We start from the raw sequence: 23,787 nt of genomic DNA on the forward strand, positions 1-23,787 counted from the left end.
AGAATCTGCGAGCGGCTTCTACACTGGATAAAACCGTGAAGGGTAATAAGGAGCTGATATGTCTGATTCACAGGTCGCACTGCTTGAGAGCGTGCAACACTTCCTGGCGCGCCAGCACGGGAACTACATCGACGGGGCGCAGCAGGCGTCACGTAGCGACAAGAGACTGACGGTCTGGGATCCGGCGACGGGCAATGCCATCGCCACAACCGCGGATGCCAACAGCGCAGACGTGGACGCAGCCGTTATGTCAGCCTGGCGCGCATTCGTCGACCGCCGCTGGGCGGGGCGTATGCCTGCCGAACGCGAACGTATTTTGCTGCGCTTCGCTGATTTAGTGGAAAAGCACGCCGAAGAACTGGCCCAGCTGGAAACGCTGGAGCAGGGCAAATCCATCAATATCTCCCGTGCGTTTGAAGTGGCCTGTACTCTGAACTGGATGCGCTATACCGCCGGGCTTGCTACCAAAATTACCGGGCAGACGCTGGACGTTTCCATTCCGATGCCTGCGGGCGCACGTTATCAGGCGTGGACGCGTAAAGAGCCGGTTGGCGTGGTCGCAGGCATTGTGCCGTGGAACTTCCCGCTGATGATTGGCATGTGGAAAGTGATGCCAGCGCTGGCAGCGGGATGTTCGATAGTCATCAAACCTTCAGAAACTACCCCGCTGACGCTGCTGCGCGTGGCCGAACTGGCAAGCGAAGCAGGCGTACCGGAAGGCGTGTTCAACGTTGTGACCGGAAACGGGGCGGAATGCGGCGCGGCGCTGACGTCGCACCCGCACGTCGCCAAAGTGAGTTTTACCGGCTCCACGCAAACGGGCAAACAGATTGCCCGTACCGCTGCCGACAGGCTGACGCGCGTCACGCTGGAGCTGGGCGGTAAAAACCCGGCGATTGTACTGAAAGACGCCGATCCGCAATGGGTTATCGAAGGTCTGATGATGGGGAGTTTCCTCAACCAGGGTCAGGTCTGCGCGGCCAGCTCCCGCATCTATATTGAAGCGCCGCTGTTCGATACGCTGGTGACGGGATTTGAGCAGGCGGTGAAATCGCTTAGCGTCGGGCCGGGGATGTCTGAAAGCGCACAGATTAACCCTCTGGCATCACGTGCGCACTGCGATAAGGTCGCGGCTTTCCTGCACGAAGCAGAGCAGAACAAAGCGGAGTTAATTAGCGGTAACGCAGGGCCTGGCGGCCAGGGGTATTATGTACGCCCGACGTTAGTCGTGAATCCGGATGCGCGTCTGCGTCTGACGCGTGAGGAAGTATTTGGCCCGGTCGTCAATCTGGTACGCGTGGCCGACGGTGACGAAGCCCTGCGGCTGGCGAACGAAACCGAATACGGTCTTACCGCCAGCGTCTGGACGCAAAACCTTTCTCAGGCGCTAAGCTACAGCGATCGCCTGCAGGCGGGAACGGTGTGGGTGAACAGCCATACGCTTATCGATCCGAACCTGCCCTTCGGCGGCATGAAGCAGTCCGGTACAGGGCGCGATTTCGGCCCGGACTGGCTGGACGGCTGGTGCGAAACAAAATCGGTTTGTGTGCGTTATTGAGAGTCATGCAATGTGCCGAGCGGCCCTGCGTGAATGCCCTGGTGTAACGTCAGCAGGTTTTTGTAGGCCGGATAAGCGCCAGCGCCATCCGGCACTCTCATGTTCGGCGCTCAGTGTGCCGCCAGCTCGTAAAAGAAAGCAGGATTCGACTGGATCACGGCCAGCACTTTCGCCGCCAGCCCCGTTGGATTACGCCTTCTGGATTCCCAGCTTTTGATGGTATCGACGCTGGTGCCCAATGCGGCGGCCATTTCGCTCTGAGAAACGTTCAACTGCTCGCGAATCGCTTTCACATCGGCAATTTCATAGCGGGTCACGCGCCCGGCGGCTTTCTTGCCTTCTTTGATTTCGACCGCTTCTTCCAGCGATGCCTTTAGTTCGTTAAAAAAAGTCATCTCATACCTCATCTTTTAACTTTCTGGTCAGTTTCTTCAGTTCGGCTTTCTCGGCGTTTGTCAGGGTATCTTTTACGTTTTTTGGGTAAGCCAGCACAAACCAGATAATCTCTGCTGTTGCTACGAAGTAGATAACCCTTGCGCCGCCGCTTTTGCCCTGAACGCCCGTTGCCAGGCGAATTTTCCGCAACCCACCAGTGTTCTGAATAACATCGCCCCGGTTCGGAAACTGGATGAGCTCCCTTTGCAGCTCCCTCAGTTCATCGTCTGTGGCAATGGCTTTAATCTGGCGGGTAAATAAAGCCGTCTCTATAAACTCAATAGCATGATGCTCATTCACAGGCACGTTCTCCGTGTGCAGGTACATAGTACACCTCAATGGGTACTATGTACACCCTTTAAAATGATTGATTGTGGCGACGGGAGAAGCGTAAACCTGAAGTTGAGGCGTTTCAGTTATACGTGATGATTCTGCGTAGCCGCTCGTAAATAAGCGGTTTTCATCCACAGTGCCTGCTGATAACGTGAACGCTCTGACAATGGGAAAGACTATTAAGAGGACGTGAAATGGAACACAAGCATATTGGGTCAGTGGTTCTGGATGAAATGGCGATTTCCCATGGCGTAGAGAAAGTGGCCGCTCAGCTGAATAAGAATTTTGACCATGCGGTGGTTGTCACCGTTGTGCCGGGCGGCATGCTCTTTACGGCAGACCTGGTACGGAAGCTGACCTTTGACATCAATATGGATTACATCTCTTGCCCCCATACGCCGGGCGACAGGAATAACAGTTCAACCATTGTCTATCACCAGAATAGCGATATTAACGGCAAGGACGTGATCCTGGTGGATGATGCCATTGAATCCGGCGGAACCATGCGTCGTCTGGTTGAGCACCTGAAAACGCATTATTCGCCGCGATCGGTCTCTGTCGCAATCTTGTTTGTTAAACCCGGGCGAGTGGCGATTGATGCGCAGCAATACTATGCGCTGGAGATGGACAATGACGATCTGCTTATCGGTTTTGGCATGCCGTGGGAGAACAAATACCGCAATCTCCCTTACGTCGCGAAATTAAAATCCTGATGGAAAAGAGTGCAGGACGGTTGCTACCCTTTTGCCGTTCATTACGATAATTGGAGCTCTTGTTTTCCCATAAACTTCGCTTACAGCATGAGCCCCCGGTCAGACCGGGGGAGAACCGCCTCATTACACCAGCTTCGTTCTGAGCCAGCGAGGGGCCTTGAGATCTGCGGCAAACATCCATACCAGTTCACACAACAATCCCTTCAGCGTTTTTTCGGTTTCCGGCGACAGTGTCTGGTTACTCAATAGCTGCGTCAGCGACTGGCAATAGTCACACAGCGCTTCGGCATCTGGTTCAAACTCTGTCTTGCTTTCAGGCAGCGTATCCACGACAAAACGGCTAAGTAAATGATCGGGGATGGGTTCGCCGAGAGTAGGGCGAAGCAGGGTGAGACAGGCGCCGAGGCGGTCGAGCAGCGCGGTCTGGTAGGGGACGTCGTTACTCTCCATCAGCGCTAAGGCAAAACGGTCGCAGTAGTCGGCCAGATCGGTAAAGTCTGTGGTGGCGCTGAAGGGAATGGTCAGGAGATCGTGGTCTGGATCGGGGTAAGTCGTCATAGAAAAACTCCAGTATGGGTATAATTTACCGCCACTGGAAATGCTAATTTCGCGGGTGGCGGGTCCGGGCGGCGTTAGCATTATCGGCCATACTGGGAACCGACGCGTCTTGCGACGCCACCGCCCGGCCCGCCATTGTAGCGTAGCCGTGCGTGCGACACAAAAGCGACGCAGACGCGCCACTGTGTCACCAGTATGGTTTCAGGATGCTAAGCCTGGCATCTGATTTTGCAAATGCGAAAATAAAAATACAGGACAAGGATTATTACGACAAGCGCTATTCCCGGAAGCAACCTCTCATTATTAAATGCAAGCGAAGCGGGCCTGTTACATATTTGGAATTAATCAGCAGCTTTAATGCTATAAATGATGGTTATAAAAATAGAACTAACGTATTTTGTGATGAACAACCTGAAAACTATTGATTTTTGTTTCTTAAATGGCGTACTTTGCATTATTCGACATAAGGTTTAACTGGCTTCATATCTGTTCTGGGTATCAGGAAGGTTTTTATCAGGAGGCGGCATGAGTAACTACATCATTTTCATCAAGGATAATGAAACTAAGGTTATCTTAGCAGAACTGGTAACGCGTGACGTGTCCAGTAATCTGAAAAGAAATGGTTTTACCAGATATCCTTATGCCATTGAAGCAGATGATCAAAAGAAGGCCATTCAGAAGCTGAATAAACAGGGTAGCGAACATCTGGAAGATCTGGCTCAGTTCTCAGGTAACATATTTTTCTACTGTGCCGTGCTGGTCATCGGTGTCGCGGTGGCGTTTTTATTATCAATATGAATCGGGTACCTCATGAAATGCAGGCATGATGGGCTTGCTTCATATTCAGAGGAAATGGAAGAATTCAGACTATAATCAGAGCGAATGAAAAAAGATGTGTTTATTTGAAGTCTTTTATGTACACCCCAAAATTTATTATTTGACGAGGTGTTTGTTTACCTGATTTTTGTTTCGGAAAGGCAGGGAGCTTTACCTCCAAAGCATTTAAGCAGAAACAAACAGGGCGTCGTTATGGATCAGAATAATGCCATTATTAGCTATCTCCAGGCCAATAACATCCTCGCCATTAAGCTCGACCGCGCCGTTTCCGCTGTAGGGAAAGAGGCTGACGACGATGTTGCCACATCTGATCCCCAACGGTCTGAGCAGCACGCACCTTGAAACGCCGGAGCTTCGCTACGAGGCCATCACGTGGAAATATACGGAAGGGAATATCCTTTATCGGGATGCATGGAACGACCGCTGCTGCGCATGAAAAAGGGCCTTTCGGCCCTGGTAAGAATATGTTTTGCCTGAGGGCGGCGTAAACGCCTTATCCGCCTACAAGCCCGCATCGTGTGCGGATCCTGTAGGCCTGATAAGCGAAGCGCCATCAGGCATTTGAAGCCCATGCGGGTTACTTTTTCTTCTCACCCAACGTCGGCGTCTCATCGAAGAAGTTCCACGGCTTCAGCAGCGCGTGAACCCATTCGGTCGGCATAATTGGCCACTCTTCGGCGCGGGCGACGTGCGTCGTGCCGGTGGTTATCCACACCACATCGTCCTGATTATCCAGCGATTCGTTATCCTTGCTGTACTGGCCAAGGCCTGTGTCGTGGGTGGAACGGTTAGGGTATTTGCCTTCCGGATAGCGTTCATCCGCCTTGTAGCGCGTCACCCACAGCTGCTTATCCATAAAGCTCAGACGGTGATAAATCCACTCGTCCGGGGCAAATTTCGCGCCGGTCGCCACCGGGTGCGTGCCGCCTGCATACGGGATAATCTGGTAAGAAACCGGGTTCCCCATGCGGTTCTCTTTGCTGGTGTTGCTCAGCAGACGAATGGTGCCCGGGTCGAACTTCTGCGCCGCCTCCTGTTCGGTGCCGATGTCGTGCTGATCAATCTGCATCGTACTGGTGCGCGGGCCGCCCGCGGTGTTTGGCTTCACGTCAGGATCCATCGCCACCAGCTTGTTGTTTTCACCATCCACGTCCAGATCGAGACGGAAGTTATAGATGTGCTGGTGCGTGGTGCCAACAATATTGTGGTCGATAAGCGTGCCGTATCTGGTGTCGTCTTTCGCGCTCGGATCGTGCATGGTTTTTGCCAGCACGCCTTTCACTGCTTCAATCCCCGTCGCGCCCGCATCAATGCCAATCACGCCGTTGTCATGGAATACCCAGTCGAAGATATAATCATAGTTGCCGACGGTGCTGATCCAGCGCACAACCAGCTCGCGGCGCTCGGTGCTGACGTTCGGCTGGCCCATTTCCTGATGCTTATACTCCGGCCCGGCGTAACGTTCGAATACGGCGATGGCGTGCGGGATATCCATCGGCTTCCCGCTGTAATCGGCGATGGTTTCATCCAGCAGGACGGCGTTCGTCGGCGCATCTTTGCCGCGGGCGATGGAGGAGGTCAGGGTGCCCATCCCGTAGTCGCCGGAATCCAGATAGGCCTTGAAGTACCAGCCCACGTCCGGATCGCCGTACGGTACGATCATGCCGCCGAGTGAGCCTTCATACATCACTTTACGTCTGGTGCCGTTGTTGTTGTACGTCACCGTCGACAGAATCGGCCCGACGCGGGAGTCCAGGCGCACGTGGAAATCCCAGTTTTGCCAGTGGATCATGTCACCGGTGATGGTGTAGTTTTTGCCTTCCGGCTCAATGATATCCAGCGGTTTTATTTTCGGCACCACGCGGTCACGACCATCGTACGGGCGCGGGGTCATCGGCACCGGGATCACCGGGCCTTCTTCAATCTTGATGATTTTCTTCTGTTCTAAATCCACCACCGCCACCAGGTTCTCAATCGGGTGAGCCCAGTAGTTGCCGTCGCCGGTGTCGAGATAGCTCACCACCTTCAGCAGGCGATCTTCCTGCTTCAGGCCGTCCTTGCCGTCAAAATAGCCGACGGTCAGCGGCGTGGTGACAACTTTAGTCGTGTCCGTTATGCCATGCTTCTTCAGCACATCGGCAAACTCTTTACTGGCGTTAATCACGTTTTGTACGGTGGCGAAATCGTCCAGCAGTACCATGCCGTGGGCGTCTTTAATCGGCTCCCAGTGCAGGACTTTTTTGCTTTGCAGATCGACCTGGCTCTCAATAATGTGTTTACCGTCGAGCATGGTGACGTTCGCCAGCCGCGGCTCGTCAACGGCTTTGTCGTGCAGCACGAAGTCCCAGACTTTGTTTTTCTCAGGCTCGGCCAGCGCAATCTGAGTGAAGCGGGTGTTGGGCTTGTAGTCCGGCGAGGCTTTAACAATCTCCACCGCTTCCTTGATTTCCTCAGCGGTCAGCGCATTCAGCGGATGTGGCTTTTTCTCGACCTGGAAAGTCTGATCCAGCCCGGACTGGAACACGTCGTTGATGAACGTATCTGAAATCCAGGCTTTCTTATCCTTCATTACCACCGGCACCTGAAGCGTCAGAGTTTTGCCGTTGACGATGGCCGTTTTGGCCCCTGGCTTGACCTTCACGTACGCGCCGTCTTTGGCGATGGTGAACATCCGGGCGTAATCATCCCACTGCACGTCGGCGCCGAAATCCTGCAGCGTTTTGTCCATCGGGAGCATATGGGCTTCGCCGCCGTGGGCGAAGACGGGTGTTTGCCAACTGCACATCAGGGCAACGGCCATAGCCAGCGCCGTTTTGCGGGCGGAAATCGTCATCGTTAGCCTCGTCTTATTATCAGTATATTGGTGTTGTGTTGAGTTGCGACATGCTCACCCTAGCAGCGGGCAGGTGCACGGTGTTTGTCTGCACCTGCCAGCCGTTTTGTCAGATTTGCCAGGTTGGTGAATTTGAGGGGGATGCTATGCAGGCCGGGCAAACAACGCGCTACCCGGCAACGATGTGGATGATTGCCGGGTAGCGCGCGTTATCCGTTAGAAATCGCCGTGCTGACGCGCGACCAGCGTCAGAATGGAGTAGAGCGCCACGGGCTGATGGTGCTGGTTAAACACCTCAACGGCCCATTCCACCACGCCGGTTGCCTTGTCTTCGGCAGTTTTCTGGCGTTTAACGGTTTTGCGCTTCACGGTCAGCCGCACCTGCAGCGTGTCGCCGGGTTTTACCGGTTCGATAAAGCGCAGGTTCTCCATACCGTAGTTAGCGATCACCGGGCTGACGCCCGCATCCACAAACAGGCCCGCTGCGGCAGAAATCACAAAGTAGCCGTGCACAACGCGCTCACCGAACATGGATTCCGCTGCGCCGATTTTGTCCATGTGAGCGTAGAAGTGATCGCCGCTCAGGCAGGCGAAGTTGACGATGTCCGCTTCGGTCATCGTGCGACGGGCAGTCAGCAGGCTGTCGCCCGGCTGCAGCTCTTCGAAGTATTTGCGGAACGGGTGAACGCGGTCTTCCTGCACCTTTGCGCCGCGCACCCACTGTTTACCGATGCTGGCGAGCATCGTTGGGCTCCCCTGAACGGCGGTACGCTGCAGGTAATGTTTCACTGCACGCAGACCACCCAGCTCTTCACCACCGCCCGCGCGACCGGGGCCACCGTGCAACAGCTGTGGTAACGGAGAACCGTGCCCGGTGGACTCTTTCGACGACTCTTCATTGAGGATCTGAATACGGCCGTGCGCACGCGCTGCGCCCAGAATAAACTCGCGGGCGATATCGCCGTCGGCGGTCACCAGCGTGCCTGCAAGGCTGCCTTGTCCGGCACGCGCCAGCGCCAGGCTCTGCTCGCGGGTCTGATACGGCATCAGCGTCGCCACCGGGCCAAATGCCTCAATGGCGTGAACGGCAGGGCTTTCCTCCGGCTGCGGGCAAAACAGCAGCGTTGGCGGGAAGAACGCGCCCGCGGCATGCAGATCGGCCTTGCCGCCGAGGCGAATTTCACAGCCTGCGGCCACTAACGCATCCACTTTTTGCTGTACGTCGGCACGCTGTTCAGCATTCACCAGTGAACCCATTTTCACGCCTTCCACCTCCGGATCGCCGACTTTCACGCCCTGCAAACGGGCAATCAGCGCTTCGCTTACCGCTTCAGTCTGCGACTGCGGCACGATAATACGGCGAATGGCGGTACATTTCTGACCCGCCTTGGCGGTCATCTCGCGCACCACTTCGCGGATAAACAGCGCGAATTCAGGCTGCTCCGGCGTGACGTCTTCGCCCAGCACACAGCAGTTCAGGGAGTCTGCTTCCATGGTGAACGGAATCGAGTTTTTGACGATGTTCGGGTGAATGCGCAGCGACTGTCCGGTTTGCGCTGAGCCGGTAAAGGTCACCACGTCCTGGAAATCCAGCTGGTCCAGAAGATCGCCCGCACCGCCGCAAATCAGGCTGATGGCCCCGTCCGGTACCAGGCCGCTGTCGACGATGGCTTTTACCATTGCCTGGGTGACCTGCGCGCTGGCGGTGGCCGGTTTGATGATGGCGGGCATTCCGGCAAGCCAGGTGGGGGCCAGTTTTTCCAGCATCCCCCAGCAGGGGAAGTTAAAGGCGTTGATATGAACGGCCACGCCGGATTTTGCCGTCAGCACGTGACGGGCCGCGAAGCCGCCGTTTTTTGATAAGGGAATCAGCTCATCTTCCGGCCACAAAACGTCGTCCGGCAGCTCGCGTGCGCCGAGGCCCGCGTAGGTGAACAGCGTGCCGATCCCGCCTTCGATATCCACCCAGCTATCGGCGCGGGTTGCGCCGGTCTGTGCGGAGAGGGCATAGAACACCTCTTTTTGCTCCAGCAAATGTTTCGCCACCGCTTTTAGCATCGCGGCGCGTTCCACAAAGGTCATTTTGCCGAGCGCATTGCCGCCATGTTCGATGGCATAGCGGCGCGCCTGTGCCATATCCAGACCTTCGCTGGTAACGGAAAACAGCGCTTCGCCCGTAATGGCGTGATTGATGGTGCGTTCGCGGCCCCGGCCAGACTGCCAGCTGCCGGATAAGAAACTGGTTAACTGCTGCATCTTGCTTCTCCGTAAAATGTTACGTCATATCGCTATACATAGTTTTATTATGAATCATAAAAATCAATCCTGAATTTAATAATTTATTAACAATGCGATCCTTGTCTATATGTCTTTAATAGTTAACTTATTGTTATTTATGGATTACAGGATTTACTCTGCGATACCGCTCACAGAATACACAAAGCGTTCTTGGGGTTTTAGTTAACCATTATGTAACTTCTCATAAACAATATGATTCACAATGAAGCTAAATGTGAATCAAATGGGAATCATAAAGGTGACAATGTGACTGAAGAACAACGCTTTGACGCGAAGATCGCCGAAGAGACGGCCATCGAGCCGCAGGACTGGATGCCCGAGGCGTACCGTAAAACCCTGATCCGCCAGATCGGACAGCACGCCCACTCCGAAATTGTCGGCATGCTGCCGGAAGGCAACTGGATCACCCGCGCACCCAGCCTGCGCCGCAAAGCGATCCTGCTCGCTAAAGTGCAGGACGAAGCGGGGCATGGCCTCTATCTCTACAGCGCCGCTGAAACTCTCGGCTGCGCCCGCGAAGACATCTACCAGAAGATGCTAGATGGCCGCATGAAGTACTCCTCGATCTTCAACTATCCGACGCTGAGCTGGGCCGACATCGGCGTGATCGGCTGGCTGGTGGACGGCGCAGCCATCGTGAACCAGGTGGCGCTGTGTCGCACTTCCTACGGTCCGTATGCCCGCGCGATGGTGAAAATCTGTAAGGAAGAGAGCTTCCATCAGCGCCAGGGCTTTGAGGCCTGCATGGCGCTGGCGAACGGCAGCCGGGAACAGCGTGCCATGTTGCAGGACGCCATCAATCGCTTCTGGTGGCCTGCGCTGATGATGTTCGGGCCGAATGACGACAGCTCACCGAACAGCGCCCAGAGCTTGGCCTGGAAGATCAAACGTTTTGGTAACGACGAACTGCGCCAGCGCTTTGTCGACAACACCGTTCCGCAGGTAGAAATGCTTGGCATGACCGTGCCGGATAACGATCTGACGCTGGATGAAACCACCGGTCAGTATCGATTCGGTGAGATCGACTGGCATGAATTTAACGAAGTGATTAACGGACGCGGCGTGTGCAACCACGAGCGTCTGGCCGCCAAGCGTAAAGCCTGGGAAGAGGGCGCCTGGGTGCGGGAAGCCGCGCTGGCGCACGCCAAAAAACAGCAGGCCCGCAACGCAGCATAAGGAGAATAACGATGAGCAATGTCTACTGGCCTTTATATGAAGTGTTCGTTCGCAGCAAACAGGGGTTATCCCACCGTCACGTGGGCAGCCTGCACGCCGCCGACGATCGCATGGCGCTGGAAAACGCCCGCGATGCTTACACCCGCCGCAGCGAAGGCTGCTCCATCTGGGTGGTGAAGGCGAGCGAGATCGTGGCCTCGCAGCCGGAAGAGCGCGGTGAGTTCTTCGATCCGGCGGAGAGCAAAATCTACCGTCACCCGACGTTCTACACCCTGCCTGACGGCATCGAGCATATGTGAGGCGGGGCATGATGAATCACGATCCTGTATCCACCTACGCGCTGCGCCTCGGTGACAACTGCCTGGTACTGGCCCAGCGTCTTTCTGCCTGGTGCGGCCATGCGCCGGAGCTGGAAATCGATCTGGCCCTCGCTAACATCGGTCTCGATCTGCTGGGTCAGTCACGCAATTTCCTCAGCTATGCCGCCGAACGTCAGGGCAATGGCGACGAAGACACATTGGCCTTCAATCGCGATGAGCGCCAGTTCCTCAATGTGCTGCTGGTGGAGCAGCCGAACGGCAACTTTGCCGACACGCTGGCCCGCCAGCTGTTTATGGATGCCTGGCACGTGGCGCTGTTCAGCCGACTGGTCGCCAGCAAAGACGCGCAAATAGCCGCCATCGCAGCCAAAGCCATCAAAGAAGCCCGCTATCACCTGCGCTTCAGCCGTGGCTGGGTTGAGCGTCTGGGCGGTGGTACTGAACTCTCCGCCCGGCGTATGCAGGCGGCCATCGACAACCTGTGGCGCTTTACCGCTGAACTGTTCCAGGCCGATGAGCTGGAGCTCGACCTGGTGGCTCAGGGCATCGCCGTTGATCCGCGCGAACTGCGTGATGAGTGGCAGGCGGAAATCACCAGCGCCCTGAACGCAGCTGAACTGATCGTGCCTGGCGAACAGGCTTATCGCACCGGCGGCAAGCAGGGTCTGCATACCGAACACCTCGGGCCGATGCTGGCAGAGATGCAGTATCTGCAGCGTTCGTATCCCGGTCAGCAGTGGTAAGGAGGAACTATGCAACGTCTTGCGGAAATTGCGTCAGCGGAAGTGCACCAGGTCTGGACGCTGCTGAGTCAGATCGCTGACCCGGAAGTGCCGGTGCTGACCATCACCGATTTAGGGATGGTGCGCAGCGTTGCGCAGCAGGGTGAAGGCTGGATAGTGGGCTTCACGCCGACCTATTCAGGCTGCCCGGCGACGGAACACCTGCTCGCTGAGATTCGCTCGGTGATGACCGCCCACGGCTTCACGCCGGTGCACATCGTGCTGCAACTTGATCCGCCGTGGACCACCGACTGGATGACGCCGGACGCCCGCGAGCGCCTGCGCCAGTACGGCATCAGCCCGCCGCAGGCCCACGCCTGTCATGCAGAAATGCCGAAAGACGTTGCCTGTCCGCGCTGCGGCAGCACCCACACCACGATGATCTCCGAATTCGGTTCCACGGCCTGTAAAGCGCTTTATCGCTGCGACAGCTGCCGGGAACCCTTTGATTACTTTAAATGTATTTGAGGTTGCCATGACGACGTTTCATTCGCTGACGGTGGCAAAAGTGGAGCCACAAACCCGCGATGCGGTGACCATTACTTTTGCGGTGCCGGACGATTTACAAAGCGCCTACGCGTTCCGTCCGGGCCAGCACCTGACCCTGAAAACACAGCTGGCGGGCGAAGAGCTGCGCCGCTGTTATTCCATCTGCCGCCGCGCCGTGCCCGGTGAAATCAGCGTGGCGGTGAAGGCTATCGAAGGCGGGCGCTTCTCCCGCTATGCCCGTGACGAAATCAAAGCGGGCATGGCGCTGGAAGTGATGATCCCGCAGGGCAATTTTGGCTATCAGGCCCAACCGGAGCGCAACGGTCACTATCTGGCCATTGCCGCAGGTTCAGGTATCACGCCGATGCTGGCCATCGCCGAAACCACCTTGCAGGCGGAGCCGAAAAGCCAGTTCACGGTGATTTACGGCAATCGCAGCAGCCAGAGCATGATGTTTCGCCAGCTGCTGGCCGACCTGAAAGACAAATACCCGACGCGCCTGCAGCTGGTTTGTATTTTCAGCCAGGAAACGCTCGACAGCGCCTTACTGCACGGTCGTATCGACGGCGAAAAGCTGTACGCGCTGTCAAAAACGCTGCTCAACTTCAGCCAGTTTGACGAGGCCTTTATCTGTGGTCCGGCGGCAATGATGGACGACGCCGAAGCCGCTCTGGTTGAACTTGGTATGCCTGCGAAAGCGATTCACCTTGAGCGCTTTAACACGCCGGGCAGCGCCGTTCGCCATGCCTCCAGCGTGCAGGCTGACGGCCAGACGGTCACGATTCGCCAGGACGGACGCGACCGCGCGATCGTCCTTTCCGGCGAAGACGAAAGCATTCTCGACGCGGCGCTGCGCCAGGGCGCGGATCTGCCATACGCCTGCAAAGGCGGCGTCTGTGCGACCTGTAAATGCAAAGTGCTGCGCGGGGAAGTGTCGATGGCGACCAACTACAGCCTCGAACCAGACGAACTGGCGGCGGGCTATGTGCTGAGCTGCCAGGCGCTGCCGGTGACTGCCGACGTGATTGTCGATTTCGACGCCAAGGGGATGGCATGAGCGAATTAGTGAAAAGCCTGCATGAACGCGTACTGCTGCTGACGCTCAACCGTCCGCAGGCGCGTAATGCCCTGAATAATGCGCTGTTAACGCAGATTGCCGATGCGCTGGACGCTGCGCAGCAGGACAGTTCCATTGGCGCGGTGGTCATCACTGGCAACGAGCGGTGTTTCGCGGCGGGAGCCGATTTACAGGAAATGGCGGAAAAAGATCTGGCCGCCACGCTCAGCGATATTCGTCCACGGATCTGGGCACGTATTGATGCGTTCACCAAACCGCTGATTGCCGCAGTGAACGGCTACGCGCTGGGCGCGGGCTGCGAAATGGCCCTGCTGTGCGACGTGGTGGTGGCAGGCGACAACGCTTCGTTCGGCCTGCCGGAAATTACCCTCGGCATCATGCCGGGCGCAGGTGGTACGCAGCGGCTGATTCGCGCCGTCGGTAAATCGCTGGCGACGCAGATGGTGCTGACAGGCAAAGCCATTAATGCACAGCGCGCGCAGCAGGCCGGGCTGGTCAGTGAAGTACACCCGGCCGAATTAACCACGGAATACGCGCTGACGCTTGCCGCACAGATGGCGAAGCACTCCCCACTGGCGCTGCAGGCCGCGAAGCAGGCGCTGCGTCAGTCCCAGGAAGTGAGCCTCAGCGCCGGGCTGGCTCAGGAGCGCCAGCTGTTCACGCTGCTCAGCGCCACCGACGATCGCCGTGAAGGCATTGCCGCGTTTCTTGCCAAACGCCAACCCGACTTCAAAGGACGCTAATCATGGATGCTTTTATTCTCAGCCACGTTGAGCACGGTGTGATGACCCTGACCCTCAACCGTCCGGACAGGCTGAACAGCTTTAACGACGTTATGCACAAGCAGCTTGCAGAGTGCCTGACCCAGGCCGAACGCGACGACTCCATCCGCTGTTTGCTGATTACCGGCGCCGGGCGCGGCTTTTGCGCCGGGCAGGATCTGAACGATCGCAACGTCGACCCGAACGGCCCGGCTCCGGATCTGGGTTACTCCGTGGAAACTTTCTACAACCCGCTGGTAAAGCGCCTGGCAAAGCTACCTAAACCCATCATTTGTGCGGTAAACGGCGTGGCGGCGGGCGCGGGGGCCACGTTAGCGCTCGGCTGCGATATCGTGATTGCTGCGCGCTCAGCGAATTTCGTGATGGCCTTCAGCAAGCTCGGTCTCATTCCTGACTGCGGCGGTACGTGGCTGCTGCCACGCGTGGCGGGGCGTGCTCGTGCAATGGCGCTGGCGCTGCTGGGCGATAAACTGAGCGCCGAACAGGCTCAGCAATGGGGCATGATCTGGCAGGTGGTGGAAGACGCACAGTTGAGCGATACCGCCGGGCAGCTGGCGCGCCATCTGGCGACGCAGCCAACCTACGGCCTGGGTCTGATCAAGCAGGCGATTAACGCTGCCGAAACCAACTCGCTGGAAGCGCAGCTCGATCTCGAGCGCGACTACCAGCGCATGGCCGGGCGCAGTGCCGATTACCGTGAAGGCGTCAGCGCCTTTATGAATAAACGTCAGCCACAGTTCAGCGGGAAATGATCATGAGCCAGAACATCAGAACCGTGGCGGTGATTGGCAGCGGCACCATGGGCGCAGGCATTGCCGAAGTGGCGGCCATGGCGGGCCAGCAGGTGCTGCTGCATGACATCTCTGCCGAAGCCATGACCCGCGCGATTGCCGCGCTGCGCAGTCGTCTCGAAGCCCGTGTGGCAAAGGGCAAACTGAGCAAAGATGCCTGCGAACGCGGCCTGTCGCGGATTGCGCCAGTGACCGATATCGCCGCGCTTGCCGTTGCGGATTTAGTGATTGAAGCCGCGGCGGAAAACCTCGACATCAAAAAAGCCTTATTCGGCCAGCTCGGCGAAATTTGCCCGCCGCAAACGCTGCTGACCAGCAACACCTCTTCCATTTCCATCACCGCCATTGCATCAGGCGTGAAGCATCCGGAGCGCGTGGCGGGGCTGCATTTTTTCAACCCGGCCCCGGTCATGAAGTTAGTGGAAGTGGTGAGCGGCGTAGCGACCTCAGAAGAAGTGGTCACGCAACTGAGCCAGTGCGTACTGGCATGGGGTAAACAACCAGTACATTGTCAGTCCACGCCTGGGTTTATCGTCAACCGTGTGGCGCGGCCTTACTACGCCGAAGCCTGGCGTGCCCTGGAAGAACAGGTGGCAGCTCCGGAGGCGATTGATACCGCGCTGCGTGAAGCGGGTGGCTTCCCGATGGGCCCGCTGGAGTTGACCGATTTGATCGGCCAGGACGTTAACTTTACGGTGACCTGTTCGGTGTTTAACGCCTTCTGGCAGGAGCGACGTTTCCTGCCGTCGCTGGTCCAGCAGGAGCTGGTGCTGGCGGGGCGCTTCGGCAAGAAATCCGGGCAGGGCGTGTATACCTGGCCCCAGGGCGCCGCTGAAGTGGCGTATTACCCGATGGTGCCCGCGCATCGTCAGGCGGTAAATGCGCAAAAGGATCGTGACGTTGTCACGATTGATGACGTGCTCCTGCTGGAAACCCGCGGTGAAACCGCTCAGGCCGCCGCTACCCGGCTGCATCGCCCCGTCGTGGTGATGGATCGCAGCGAAAGTGACGTGGCGGTGATTGCCGCTGCCGCCAGCAACCGCCTTGAAGAGACAGAGAAAGCGATTTACTGGCTCCAGCAGCAGGGCAAAAAAGTGCTGCTGATTGCCGACTACCCCGGCCTGCTGGTGTGGCGCACCGTGGCGATGCTGGTCAATGAGGCGCTGGATGCCCTGCAAAAAGGTGTCGCCAGCGAAGCGGATATCAACATCGCCATGCGTCTGGGCGTGAACTACCCGCGCGGGCCGCTGCAATGGGGCGAACTGCTTGGCTGGCAGCGTGTGCTTGAGCTGCTGGAAAACCTGCAACGCCACTACGGCGAAGAGCGCTATCGTCCTTGTTCCCTGCTGCGCCAGCGCGCGCTTTTGGAGAGTAGCTATGAGTCATAACGACGCCTGGCACAACGCCCGTGTGATGTATGAAAAAGACACCTGCGCCCAGGCGCTGGGCATCGACATCATTGAGATGGACGAAGGGTTTGCGGTGCTGACGATGACCGTCACGCAGCAGATGCTTAACGGCCACCAGACCTGCCACGGCGGGCAGCTGTTTTCACTGGCGGATACGGCGTTTGCCTACGCCTGCAACAGCCAGGGGCTGGCGGCGGTGGCCTCGGCCTGCAATATCGACTTTCTGCGCCCGGGCTTTGTCGGGGACAAGCTCACCGCCACCGCGAGGGTGAAGCATCAGGGCAAGCTGACCGGCGTGTATGACATTGAGATCGTTAACCAACAACAAAAGACTGTCGCCCTGTTTCGCGGAAAATCTCACCGCATCGGCGGCAGCGTAACGGGAGAAGCCTGATGCGTGACGCATTTATCTGTGACGGTGTGCGAACCCCGGTGGGGCGCTATGGTGGTGGTCTTTCAGGCGTGCGAGCCGATGATTTAGGCGCCGTGCCGCTGCGCGCGCTGCTGGAGCGAAATCCGCAGCTTGACGCGGAGCTTATCGATGATGTGATTTTCGGCTGTGCCAACCAGGCCGGGGAAGACAACCGTAACGTGGCACGCATGGCGTCGCTGCTGGCTGGTCTGCCGCAGACGGTGTCCGGCACCACCATCAACCGCCTGTGTGGTTCTGGTCTTGACGCAATCGGTTTTGCGGCCCGCGCCATTCGCTCTGGCGATGCCGATCTGCTGATTGCGGGTGGAGTAGAATCCATGTCCCGTGCACCGTTTGTGATGGGCAAGGCCACCGCGCCGTTCCAGCGTCAGGCGGAGATGTTCGACACCACCATCGGCTGGCGTTTTGTGAATCCGCTCATGCAGCAGCAATTTGGTACTGACAGCATGCCCGAAACGGCAGAGAATGTAGCCGAATTGTTAAAAATAAGCCGCGCCGATCAGGATGCTTTCGCGCTTCGTAGCCAGCAGCGCACGGCGGCAGCCCAGCAAAAGGGTATTCTGGCGCAGGAAATCGTGTCCGTCAGCGTGAAGGGCAAGAAGGGCGCGATTACCGAAGTGACGCAGGATGAACATCCTCGTGCGGAAACCACGCTTGAGCAGCTTGCTTCGCTGAAAGCCCCATTCCGCGCGAACGGCGTGATCACTGCGGGTAATGCTTCCGGCGTTAACGACGGTGCCGCCGCGCTGATCATTGCCAGTGCTGAAATGGCGAAACAGCAAGGCTTAACGCCGCGTGCCCGCATTGTGGCAATGGCGACAGCGGGGGTTGAACCGCGCCTGATGGGCCTCGGCCCGGTGCCTGCCACCCGCAAAGTGCTGGAGCGTGCGGGCCTGAGTATTACCGACATGGACGTCATCGAGCTGAATGAGGCGTTTGCCGCTCAGGCGCTCGGCGTACTGCGGCAACTGGGGCTGCCGGACGATGCCCCGCATGTTAACCCAAACGGTGGCGCCATCGCCTTAGGTCATCCGTTGGGGATGAGCGGTGCCCGGCTGGCGCTGGCCGCCAGCAATGAACTGCACCGTCGCGGCGGGCGTTACGCCCTCTGCACGATGTGTATCGGTGTGGGTCAGGGCATTGCCATGATCCTGGAGCGCGTGTGAGCTGATTAACCTGCGAGTACCCTACAAAATGACAACAACAAAATTAGACCCAATCGAAACCGCGTCCGTTGATGAACTGCAGGCCCTGCAGACCGAACGCCTGAAGTGGACGCTGAATCATGCTTATAGCAATGTGCCCATGTACCGCCGCAAGTTTGACGAGGCGGGCGTTCACCCTGACGATTTTAAAGAGCTGAGCGATATCCAGAAGTTCCCGTGCACCACTAAGCAGGATCTGCGCGATAATTATCCGTTCGACACTTTCGCCGTGCCAATGGAGCAGGTGGTGCGCATTCATGCCTCTTCCGGTACCACCGGTAAACCCACGGTTGTAGGCTATACCCAAAACGATATCGATACCTGGGCAAACATCGTGGCACGTTCCCTGCGTGCGGCTGGCGGTAGTGCGAAAGACAAAATTCACGTGGCGTACGGCTATGGTTTGTTTACGGGAGGGCTGGGCGCGCACTACGGTGCAGAACGTCTGGGTGCAACGGTGATCCCGATGTCCGGCGGCCAGACCGAGAAGCAGGCGCAGCTGATCCGCGACTTCAAACCCGACATGATCATGGTGACGCCCTCCTACTGCCTGAACCTGATTGAAGAGATGGAGCGCCAGATGGGCGGCGACGCCAGCTTATGTTCGCTGCGCGTCGGCGTGTTCGGTGCAGAGCCGTGGACACTGGCGATGCGCAAAGAGATTGAGCGCCGCCTCGGCATTACCGCGCTGGATATCTATGGCCTCTCCGAAGTCATGGGCCCGGGCGTGGCGATGGAGTGCCTCGAAACCGCCGACGGCCCGACCATCTGGGAAGATCATTTCTACCCGGAAATCGTCAACCCGAACGACGGCTCACCGCTGGTCGACGGCGAGCAGGGCGAACTGCTGTTCACCACGCTGACCAAAGAAGCGCTGCCGGTGATTCGCTATCGTACCCGCGATCTGACGCGCCTGCTGCCGGGCACAGCCCGCACCATGCGCCGCATGGATCGTATCAGCGGGCGCAGCGATGACATGCTGATCATCCGCGGCGTGAACGTCTTCCCGTCGCAGCTGGAAGAGGAGATCGTCAAGTTTGAGCATCTGTCGCCGCACTACCAGCTGGAGGTGAACCGTCGCGGGCATCTTGATTCGCTCTCCGTTAAGGTGGAGCTGAAAGAGAGCAGCCTGACGCTGACCCACGAGCAGCGCTGCCAGGTATGTCATCAACTGCGCCACCGCATTAAGTCGATGGTGGGTATTTCCACCGACGTGACGATCGTCCACTGTGGCAGCATTCCGCGTTCAGAAGGCAAGGCTTGCCGCGTATTTGACCTGCGTAAAGTGGCGGCGAACGGGTAAATCTGCATTATTTGCCGGGCGGCACGTTGTTTGCCCGGCCTGGAACATCTCGTAGGCCGGCTAAGCGCAGCGCCACCCGGAAAGCCTGTGCTATGATTCATCCAGGATGAAAACAACAACAGAATGAATCAAATGAGTAAGCTCGACGCCTTTATTCAGCACGCGGTAGCCGCCGTTCCGGTGAGCGGCACGTCCCTGATCTCCTCGCTTTATGGCGATGCTTTGTCCCACCGTGGCGGCGAAATCTGGCTTGGCAGCCTGACGGCGCTGCTGGAAGGGCTCGGCTTTGGCGATCGCTTCGTGCGTACCTCGCTGTTTCGACTCAATAAAGAGGGCTGGCTGGATGTATCCCGTATCGGACGGCGCAGCTTTTACCGTCTGAGCGACAAAGGGCTACGTCTGACGCGCCGTGCGGAGAGCAAAATTTACCGCGCCGAACCGCCACCCTGGGACGGCACCTGGCTGCTTTTACTGTCTGAAGGCCTCGATAAAAGCACGCTGGCAGACGTGAAAAAACAGCTGATCTGGCAGGGCTTCGGCACGTTGGCGCCGAGCCTGATGGCGTCTCCCTCACAGAAGCTGGCGGACGTTCAGGCTCTGCTGCACGAGGCGGGCGTGGCGGAGAACGTCATCTGCTTTGAGGCGCAGTCGCCGTTAGCGACTTCGGTCAGTGCGCTGCGCGCCCGCGTGGAAGAGTGCTGGCAGCTGACCGAGCAGAATCAGATGTATGAAAATTTCATCAATACTTTCAGACCGTTGCTGCCGCTATTGCGGGACGCTGCGCCGGATGAGCTGACGCCCGCGCGCTGTTTCGCCATTCAGCTGTTGGCGATCCACCTTTATCGACGGGTGATCCTGAAAGATCCGTTACTGCCGGAAGAGCTATTGCCCGCGCACTGGGCAGGACAGGCCGCTCGTCAACTGTGTATCAATATTTATCAGAGCGTCGCCGCAGGTGCGCTGGCGTGGGTTAGCGAGAAGGGGGAAACCTCCGTCGGAGCGCTGCCGCAGCCAGCTTCGCTGTTTTATCAGCGCTTTGGCGGCCTGAATCTTAAATAAGGAGTTTAACCATGCCGGTTTATCAGATTGATGGCTTAACGCCGGTAGTGCCGGAAGAGAGCTACGTGCACCCGACGGCGGTGCTGATTGGCGACGTGATCCTCGGCAAAGGTGTCTACGTGGGGCCCAATGCCAGCCTGCGCGGTGATTTTGGCCGTATTGTGGTGAAAGATGGTGCCAATATTCAGGATAACTGCGTCATGCACGGCTTTCCTGAGCAGGATACCGTTGTGGAAGAAGATGGCCATATCGGCCATAGCGCGATTCTTCATGGCTGCGTGATCCGCCGTAACGCTTTGGTGGGCATGAACGCGGTGGTGATGGACGGTGCGGTGATTGGTGAAAACAGCATTGTTGGCGCGGCGGCTTTTGTGAAAGCGAAAGCAGAAATGCCCGCCGATCACCTGATTATCGGCAGCCCGGCGAAAGCGATTCGCCGCCTCAGCGCCGAAGAAATGGAATGGAAAAAGCGCGGTACGCGTGAGTATCAGGTGCTGGTGGAACGCTGTAAGTTAACAATGCATCAGGTTGAACCCCTGCGGGAGGTGGAGGAAGGGCGCACGCGGCTGACGTTCGATGAAAACCTGCGGCCGAAATCCTCTCAGTAAGAAATTAGCCCTCTTCGTCTGAAGAGGGCTAAAGAGGGTGCTTTTGGCACCAAACCTGTCGTCAGACGCGGGGATAGCTCCCCGCGTTTGTCAGTCACTTGTCGGGTAGCAAAGCTATATTGCTATAACTCCGCCCCCTAAGAACGGTACGTGCGAGTTTCCCCGCATACCGCTCAAGCCTCTATAAGTTCTTGGTGTTAGAACCGGTAGCAATGCTATGAAGTTGTCGATGGCAGTTAGGATGGAGCAATATCAGGTTAGTCAATTTGTTAGATCCCCCTTTGTGTCTTGGATGGGTATGATGCAAATGCCATCCCGTTTCCTGCGTGATCAACTCATGACACATTGGACACCGCATCTTCTGTTTTCTCCAGATGGTGTTCAGATTTCGTCTGCCCTTCGTTTGGTGGCTCCAGATATTTTGAAGCCGCCCTTCGAAGTACTCCTCATCTTCTGGTGAATACGGATTTGCGGTTGCCCTGATTTTTACATGGCGTTTTATTACGGTATCTGCGGCTCTGGCCAATGAGAATATTTGTCCCTCCTTCCCTATGGCGGAAAAGGGCCATTCACGCGCACCTATACGCTTGAAATATTTCTCTTTAATCCAGCGCTTGCCACGTTTAGGGTGTCTTCGCTTGGACCAGTACCAGAGTAACTGCCAGATACGATAATCTATGTAACCGTAGGCTACTTTCGCGACAATGTGTTGATGGTAATTAGCCCAACCTTTAATAACCGGGTTAAGTTTTATAATTAACATCTCCGCAGTCATCGCCAAGTTGTCTTTGACAATTGCCTTTATTTTTCTCAGGATATTTTTCAGGTTTTTCGTTGACGGTTTTATAAGAAACTTCCCGTCATATTTCCTGATGTTCTGCCCCAAAAAATCGAATCCTTTATCTATATGGGTAATCAGCGTTTTCTTCGGAGATAGAGTAAGCCCACGTTCAGCCATGAAAGCCTGAACAATGGGTAGTACTTTCTCACTTAGCAGTTCTGATGAAATGCCCGTGATCACGAAGTCATCCGCATATCGCACGATGTTGATTTTATACATGTTTCTGTAGTAGTTAGAATATCCCCCGAAAGCTTCCCGGAGTCTTCCTTCCAGCCCATCGAGCGCCATATTAGCCAGCACAGGAGATATTGGAGATCCCTGTGGAGTACCAGAATTCGTTGAGTTAAATAGATTATTTTCCATGAATCCCGCATTCAACCATTTCCTGAGCACTTGTTTATCCAACGGAATGTTGGCAAGCAACCAGTCATGGCTGATGTTATCGAAACAGCCTTTGATATCGCCCTCAAGTACCCATTTAGCAGAGTGCTTTTTCGCCAGGTTGTTAAACAGGGCTTCGATCGCATCCGCAGTTGAGCGCATTGGGCGAAAACCGTAGCTGTTGTGGTCCGCTACTGACTCAGACACAGGTTCAAGCGCAAGCAGATAGAGAGCCTGCATAGCTCGATCCTGCATCGTTGGAATCCCTAAGGGACGGCGAGTGCCGTCAGATTTCGGGATTAGTATTCGACGAAGTGGCATCGGGCGATACCCGTGCCGCTTCATGTTACTCAGAGCTTTCCACTTCTTCTTGGGAGTGTTCCAAATTTCTCCATCGACACCGGGAGTGCTTTTCCCGGCATTCTCAGTGACCCTTCGTACAGCAATAGATTTAGCTGAGAAGGATCGAGTCAGCATACGTTGCAGATATTTCACTCTGCGCCATTGTTGACTCATTGCTGCCTTCGCGATCCGAACCTGTAGCTTCCTCACCTGTCGATGACTGGTTTTCCAGTTAATGGAATGCCAGTCTGTAAGATGGGGGGACGCAAATGCACTGTTATTAGCTGCATTCAACTTGCTTTCCTCCTTGGGGATGCTTTACCTGTTTTCTCGCGATTAGAGACCTGATGGAAGTCTGCACGCTTTCGCGTTGAGGCAAATTTTGAACCTTTATCCGCTCCATTACAGACCGGCCTTCGCTTTCTCCATCCTCCTTTACCCGCACTCCCAACAACTCACTTTGCAGTTTGTTTGCCACAGGGGCAGGAATACGGGCTTACCAAGTTCCATACACATCACACGAGCGGGTTAGATCTTGCCTATTCACCGGTGGCTTTATCGTCAGCGATCTCTTATCCAGGAAAAGAGTATCCAGCCACGTACCTTTTGGCATGAGCCTATCAGCAACTTTGGCTCGTTCTACGTCACGATGTTTATCAGCAATTCACATATGTTGATCTTACCGCCCAGCCTAGCGTCTCATCCACCTGTTGCTGGTAGAATCCGGGCATTCCCTCGCAGGAGGTCCCGATGTCTATGACATGACTACATTGTAGGGATGCTTCATACCTCACCGTTACCAGTGACGCACTATCCTTAGGCTACCGTTAGCTGAATAACGGGTCCCTCTTCCAGATTGGTTGGGACAGTGATGGATATGGCTTACGCCATGAGACTTTATGTATACAGTTTCACGACTTCTTGTCGCACCCTCGATTCGTAGGCGAGAACCGCTCTGATTTCCATACCACGCTCTTTGACGGTCAGCTCACATAACGTTTCGCGGACCATCAGCGTGAACCCCAGAACGGTGATACACAGCACAATCACCGTTATCAGGGCGTACTTTGTCAGCATAGCTGTTGCCTCCTTTCTGATGAAGGACTACCATCCAACTGTTCAGGTTTGGAGTGGTAGCCCCAGGTTGATAGACATATTGCCTGGGGCTTTGGACTGACCCCGCCCCGGTAGACGATCCTGCCCTATAGTTTGAGCATAGGAGG

Annotated in this window: 25 protein-coding genes and 1 pseudogene; 19 read left to right on the forward strand and 7 right to left on the reverse strand. The window is 56.5% G+C overall.

The window, feature by feature from the left end:
- Positions 1–58 precede the first annotated feature (58 nt).
- On the forward strand, positions 59–1,558 hold the full coding sequence (locus RTU33_RS08900) for an aldehyde dehydrogenase family protein (RefSeq protein ID WP_312626729.1): 1,500 nt from the start codon (positions 59–61) through the stop codon (positions 1,556–1,558).
- A gap of 110 nt (positions 1,559–1,668) precedes the next feature.
- Here the strand turns inward: RTU33_RS08900 and nadS are convergent, their stop codons facing one another.
- Together nadS and RTU33_RS08910 are read right to left on the reverse strand one after the other, a co-directional pair.
- A complete protein-coding gene (nadS, locus tag RTU33_RS08905) occupies positions 1,669–1,953 on the reverse strand; it encodes a NadS family protein (RefSeq protein ID WP_312626731.1) in 285 nt (94 codons plus the stop codon).
- Between the two features lies 1 nt (position 1,954).
- The gene (locus tag RTU33_RS08910; RefSeq protein ID WP_312626732.1) at positions 1,955–2,320 is read right to left on the reverse strand and encodes a type II toxin-antitoxin system RelE/ParE family toxin; all 366 of its coding nucleotides are present in this window, start codon (positions 2,318–2,320) and stop codon (positions 1,955–1,957) included.
- Between the two features lie 200 nt (positions 2,321–2,520).
- Here RTU33_RS08910 and RTU33_RS08915 point away from each other — a divergent pair, with 200 nt between their 5' ends.
- Positions 2,521–3,039, forward strand: a complete 519-nt coding sequence (locus RTU33_RS08915) for a phosphoribosyltransferase family protein (protein ID WP_312626733.1) — start codon at positions 2,521–2,523, stop codon at positions 3,037–3,039.
- Between the two features lie 123 nt (positions 3,040–3,162).
- Here the strand turns inward: RTU33_RS08915 and RTU33_RS08920 are convergent, their stop codons facing one another.
- Positions 3,163–3,597 carry a hypothetical protein gene (locus tag RTU33_RS08920; protein WP_312626734.1) on the reverse strand — a complete coding sequence of 145 codons (435 nt, stop codon included), beginning with the start codon at positions 3,595–3,597 and terminating at the stop codon, positions 3,163–3,165.
- Positions 3,598–4,122: 525 nt separating this feature from the next.
- On the opposite strand from RTU33_RS08920, the gene RTU33_RS08925 reads away from it, so the two are divergent.
- The 3 genes and pseudogenes from RTU33_RS08925 to RTU33_RS08935 form a co-directional block, all read left to right on the forward strand.
- The gene (locus RTU33_RS08925; RefSeq protein ID WP_312626735.1) at positions 4,123–4,395 is read left to right on the forward strand and encodes a hypothetical protein; all 273 of its coding nucleotides are present in this window, start codon (positions 4,123–4,125) and stop codon (positions 4,393–4,395) included.
- Positions 4,396–4,626: 231 nt separating this feature from the next.
- Positions 4,627–4,776: a hypothetical protein gene (locus tag RTU33_RS08930; protein WP_312626737.1), complete on the forward strand. Its 150-nt coding sequence runs from the start codon at positions 4,627–4,629 to the stop codon at positions 4,774–4,776.
- Positions 4,718–4,870, forward strand: a pseudogene (locus RTU33_RS08935) (type VI secretion system tube protein Hcp); the annotation flags it as partial. The gene RTU33_RS08930 and the pseudogene RTU33_RS08935, both read left to right, overlap by 59 nt.
- 141 nt (positions 4,871–5,011) lie before the next feature.
- Here RTU33_RS08935 and tynA read toward each other — a convergent pair.
- Complete coding sequence (tynA, locus tag RTU33_RS08940; protein ID WP_312626739.1) at positions 5,012–7,267, reverse strand: primary-amine oxidase; 2,256 nt, start codon at positions 7,265–7,267, stop codon at positions 5,012–5,014.
- A gap of 80 nt (positions 7,268–7,347) precedes the next feature.
- Here tynA and RTU33_RS08945 point away from each other — a divergent pair, with 80 nt between their 5' ends.
- Positions 7,348–7,470, forward strand: a complete 123-nt coding sequence (locus RTU33_RS08945) for a hypothetical protein (RefSeq protein WP_312626740.1) — start codon at positions 7,348–7,350, stop codon at positions 7,468–7,470.
- A 13-nt stretch (positions 7,471–7,483) separates the two neighbouring features.
- Here the strand turns inward: RTU33_RS08945 and paaZ are convergent, their stop codons facing one another.
- Positions 7,484–9,523, reverse strand: coding sequence for a phenylacetic acid degradation bifunctional protein PaaZ (paaZ, locus tag RTU33_RS08950; RefSeq protein ID WP_312626742.1), 2,040 nt, complete (start codon positions 9,521–9,523; stop codon positions 7,484–7,486).
- A 288-nt stretch (positions 9,524–9,811) separates the two neighbouring features.
- Here paaZ and paaA point away from each other — a divergent pair, with 288 nt between their 5' ends.
- The 13 genes from paaA (at position 9,812) to paaY (ending at position 21,000) form a co-directional block, all read left to right on the forward strand.
- On the forward strand, positions 9,812–10,741 hold the full coding sequence (paaA, locus tag RTU33_RS08955; RefSeq protein ID WP_312626743.1) for a 1,2-phenylacetyl-CoA epoxidase subunit PaaA: 930 nt from the start codon (positions 9,812–9,814) through the stop codon (positions 10,739–10,741).
- 11 nt (positions 10,742–10,752) lie between these two features.
- Positions 10,753–11,040 carry a 1,2-phenylacetyl-CoA epoxidase subunit PaaB gene (paaB, locus tag RTU33_RS08960; protein WP_097161024.1) on the forward strand — a complete coding sequence of 96 codons (288 nt, stop codon included), beginning with the start codon at positions 10,753–10,755 and terminating at the stop codon, positions 11,038–11,040.
- A gap of 8 nt (positions 11,041–11,048) precedes the next feature.
- Positions 11,049–11,804 (forward strand): 1,2-phenylacetyl-CoA epoxidase subunit PaaC, encoded by a 756-nt coding sequence (gene paaC, locus RTU33_RS08965; RefSeq protein WP_312626749.1) that lies wholly within the window; start codon positions 11,049–11,051, stop codon positions 11,802–11,804.
- A gap of 9 nt (positions 11,805–11,813) precedes the next feature.
- Positions 11,814–12,311 carry a 1,2-phenylacetyl-CoA epoxidase subunit PaaD gene (gene paaD / locus RTU33_RS08970; protein ID WP_312626750.1) on the forward strand — a complete coding sequence of 166 codons (498 nt, stop codon included), beginning with the start codon at positions 11,814–11,816 and terminating at the stop codon, positions 12,309–12,311.
- Between the two features lie 7 nt (positions 12,312–12,318).
- Entirely contained in the window at positions 12,319–13,389 is a 1,071-nt protein-coding gene (gene paaE, locus RTU33_RS08975) for a 1,2-phenylacetyl-CoA epoxidase subunit PaaE (protein ID WP_312626752.1), read from the forward strand.
- Positions 13,386–14,153, forward strand: a complete 768-nt coding sequence (paaF, locus tag RTU33_RS08980; RefSeq protein WP_312626753.1) for a 2,3-dehydroadipyl-CoA hydratase PaaF — start codon at positions 13,386–13,388, stop codon at positions 14,151–14,153. The genes paaE and paaF overlap by 4 nt, the downstream gene beginning before the upstream one ends.
- A gap of 2 nt (positions 14,154–14,155) precedes the next feature.
- Positions 14,156–14,944 (forward strand): 2-(1,2-epoxy-1,2-dihydrophenyl)acetyl-CoA isomerase PaaG, encoded by a 789-nt coding sequence (paaG, locus tag RTU33_RS08985; RefSeq protein WP_312626754.1) that lies wholly within the window; start codon positions 14,156–14,158, stop codon positions 14,942–14,944.
- A 2-nt stretch (positions 14,945–14,946) separates the two neighbouring features.
- On the forward strand, positions 14,947–16,371 hold the full coding sequence (locus tag RTU33_RS08990; RefSeq protein ID WP_312626755.1) for a 3-hydroxyacyl-CoA dehydrogenase: 1,425 nt from the start codon (positions 14,947–14,949) through the stop codon (positions 16,369–16,371).
- Positions 16,361–16,786 (forward strand): hydroxyphenylacetyl-CoA thioesterase PaaI, encoded by a 426-nt coding sequence (paaI, locus tag RTU33_RS08995; RefSeq protein ID WP_312626756.1) that lies wholly within the window; start codon positions 16,361–16,363, stop codon positions 16,784–16,786. Before RTU33_RS08990 ends, paaI begins: the two co-directional genes overlap by 11 nt.
- Positions 16,786–17,991, forward strand: coding sequence for a 3-oxoadipyl-CoA thiolase (gene pcaF / locus RTU33_RS09000; protein WP_312626757.1), 1,206 nt, complete (start codon positions 16,786–16,788; stop codon positions 17,989–17,991). The genes paaI and pcaF overlap by 1 nt, the downstream gene beginning before the upstream one ends.
- 28 nt (positions 17,992–18,019) lie before the next feature.
- Positions 18,020–19,333 (forward strand): phenylacetate--CoA ligase PaaK, encoded by a 1,314-nt coding sequence (gene paaK, locus RTU33_RS09005; protein ID WP_312626758.1) that lies wholly within the window; start codon positions 18,020–18,022, stop codon positions 19,331–19,333.
- A gap of 123 nt (positions 19,334–19,456) precedes the next feature.
- Positions 19,457–20,392 (forward strand): phenylacetic acid degradation operon negative regulatory protein PaaX, encoded by a 936-nt coding sequence (gene paaX / locus RTU33_RS09010; protein WP_312626759.1) that lies wholly within the window; start codon positions 19,457–19,459, stop codon positions 20,390–20,392.
- 11 nt (positions 20,393–20,403) lie between these two features.
- Positions 20,404–21,000, forward strand: a complete 597-nt coding sequence (gene paaY / locus RTU33_RS09015; protein ID WP_312626760.1) for a phenylacetic acid degradation protein PaaY — start codon at positions 20,404–20,406, stop codon at positions 20,998–21,000.
- Between the two features lie 181 nt (positions 21,001–21,181).
- On the opposite strand, the gene ltrA is transcribed toward paaY, so the two are convergent.
- The gene (gene ltrA, locus RTU33_RS09020) at positions 21,182–22,858 is read right to left on the reverse strand and encodes a group II intron reverse transcriptase/maturase (protein ID WP_312626761.1); all 1,677 of its coding nucleotides are present in this window, start codon (positions 22,856–22,858) and stop codon (positions 21,182–21,184) included.
- Positions 22,859–23,461: 603 nt separating this feature from the next.
- The gene (locus RTU33_RS09025; protein ID WP_312626762.1) at positions 23,462–23,641 is read right to left on the reverse strand and encodes a Hok/Gef family protein; all 180 of its coding nucleotides are present in this window, start codon (positions 23,639–23,641) and stop codon (positions 23,462–23,464) included.
- Between the last annotated feature and the right edge of the window lie 146 nt (positions 23,642–23,787).

This window comes from Scandinavium sp. (genome assembly GCF_032012665.1).
GTDB lineage: Bacteria > Pseudomonadota > Gammaproteobacteria > Enterobacterales > Enterobacteriaceae > Scandinavium.

Coding starts and splice junctions, on each gene's coding strand:
- RTU33_RS08900 (WP_312626729.1), top strand. CDS start 59: ATGTCTGATTCACAGGTCGCACTGCTTGAGAGCGTGCAACACTTCCTG.
- nadS (WP_312626731.1), bottom strand. CDS start 1,953: ATGACTTTTTTTAACGAACTAAAGGCATCGCTGGAAGAAGCGGTCGAA.
- RTU33_RS08910 (WP_312626732.1), bottom strand. CDS start 2,320: ATGTACCTGCACACGGAGAACGTGCCTGTGAATGAGCATCATGCTATT.
- RTU33_RS08915 (WP_312626733.1), top strand. CDS start 2,521: ATGGAACACAAGCATATTGGGTCAGTGGTTCTGGATGAAATGGCGATT.
- RTU33_RS08920 (WP_312626734.1), bottom strand. CDS start 3,597: ATGACGACTTACCCCGATCCAGACCACGATCTCCTGACCATTCCCTTC.
- RTU33_RS08925 (WP_312626735.1), top strand. CDS start 4,123: ATGAGTAACTACATCATTTTCATCAAGGATAATGAAACTAAGGTTATC.
- RTU33_RS08930 (WP_312626737.1), top strand. CDS start 4,627: ATGGATCAGAATAATGCCATTATTAGCTATCTCCAGGCCAATAACATC.
- tynA (WP_312626739.1), bottom strand. CDS start 7,267: ATGACGATTTCCGCCCGCAAAACGGCGCTGGCTATGGCCGTTGCCCTG.
- paaZ (WP_312626742.1), bottom strand. CDS start 9,523: ATGCAGCAGTTAACCAGTTTCTTATCCGGCAGCTGGCAGTCTGGCCGG.
- paaB (WP_097161024.1), top strand. CDS start 10,753: ATGAGCAATGTCTACTGGCCTTTATATGAAGTGTTCGTTCGCAGCAAA.
- paaC (WP_312626749.1), top strand. CDS start 11,049: ATGATGAATCACGATCCTGTATCCACCTACGCGCTGCGCCTCGGTGAC.
- paaD (WP_312626750.1), top strand. CDS start 11,814: ATGCAACGTCTTGCGGAAATTGCGTCAGCGGAAGTGCACCAGGTCTGG.
- paaE (WP_312626752.1), top strand. CDS start 12,319: ATGACGACGTTTCATTCGCTGACGGTGGCAAAAGTGGAGCCACAAACC.
- paaF (WP_312626753.1), top strand. CDS start 13,386: ATGAGCGAATTAGTGAAAAGCCTGCATGAACGCGTACTGCTGCTGACG.
- paaG (WP_312626754.1), top strand. CDS start 14,156: ATGGATGCTTTTATTCTCAGCCACGTTGAGCACGGTGTGATGACCCTG.
- RTU33_RS08990 (WP_312626755.1), top strand. CDS start 14,947: ATGAGCCAGAACATCAGAACCGTGGCGGTGATTGGCAGCGGCACCATG.
- paaI (WP_312626756.1), top strand. CDS start 16,361: ATGAGTCATAACGACGCCTGGCACAACGCCCGTGTGATGTATGAAAAA.
- pcaF (WP_312626757.1), top strand. CDS start 16,786: ATGCGTGACGCATTTATCTGTGACGGTGTGCGAACCCCGGTGGGGCGC.
- paaK (WP_312626758.1), top strand. CDS start 18,020: ATGACAACAACAAAATTAGACCCAATCGAAACCGCGTCCGTTGATGAA.
- paaX (WP_312626759.1), top strand. CDS start 19,457: ATGAATCAAATGAGTAAGCTCGACGCCTTTATTCAGCACGCGGTAGCC.
- paaY (WP_312626760.1), top strand. CDS start 20,404: ATGCCGGTTTATCAGATTGATGGCTTAACGCCGGTAGTGCCGGAAGAG.
- RTU33_RS09025 (WP_312626762.1), bottom strand. CDS start 23,641: ATGCTGACAAAGTACGCCCTGATAACGGTGATTGTGCTGTGTATCACC.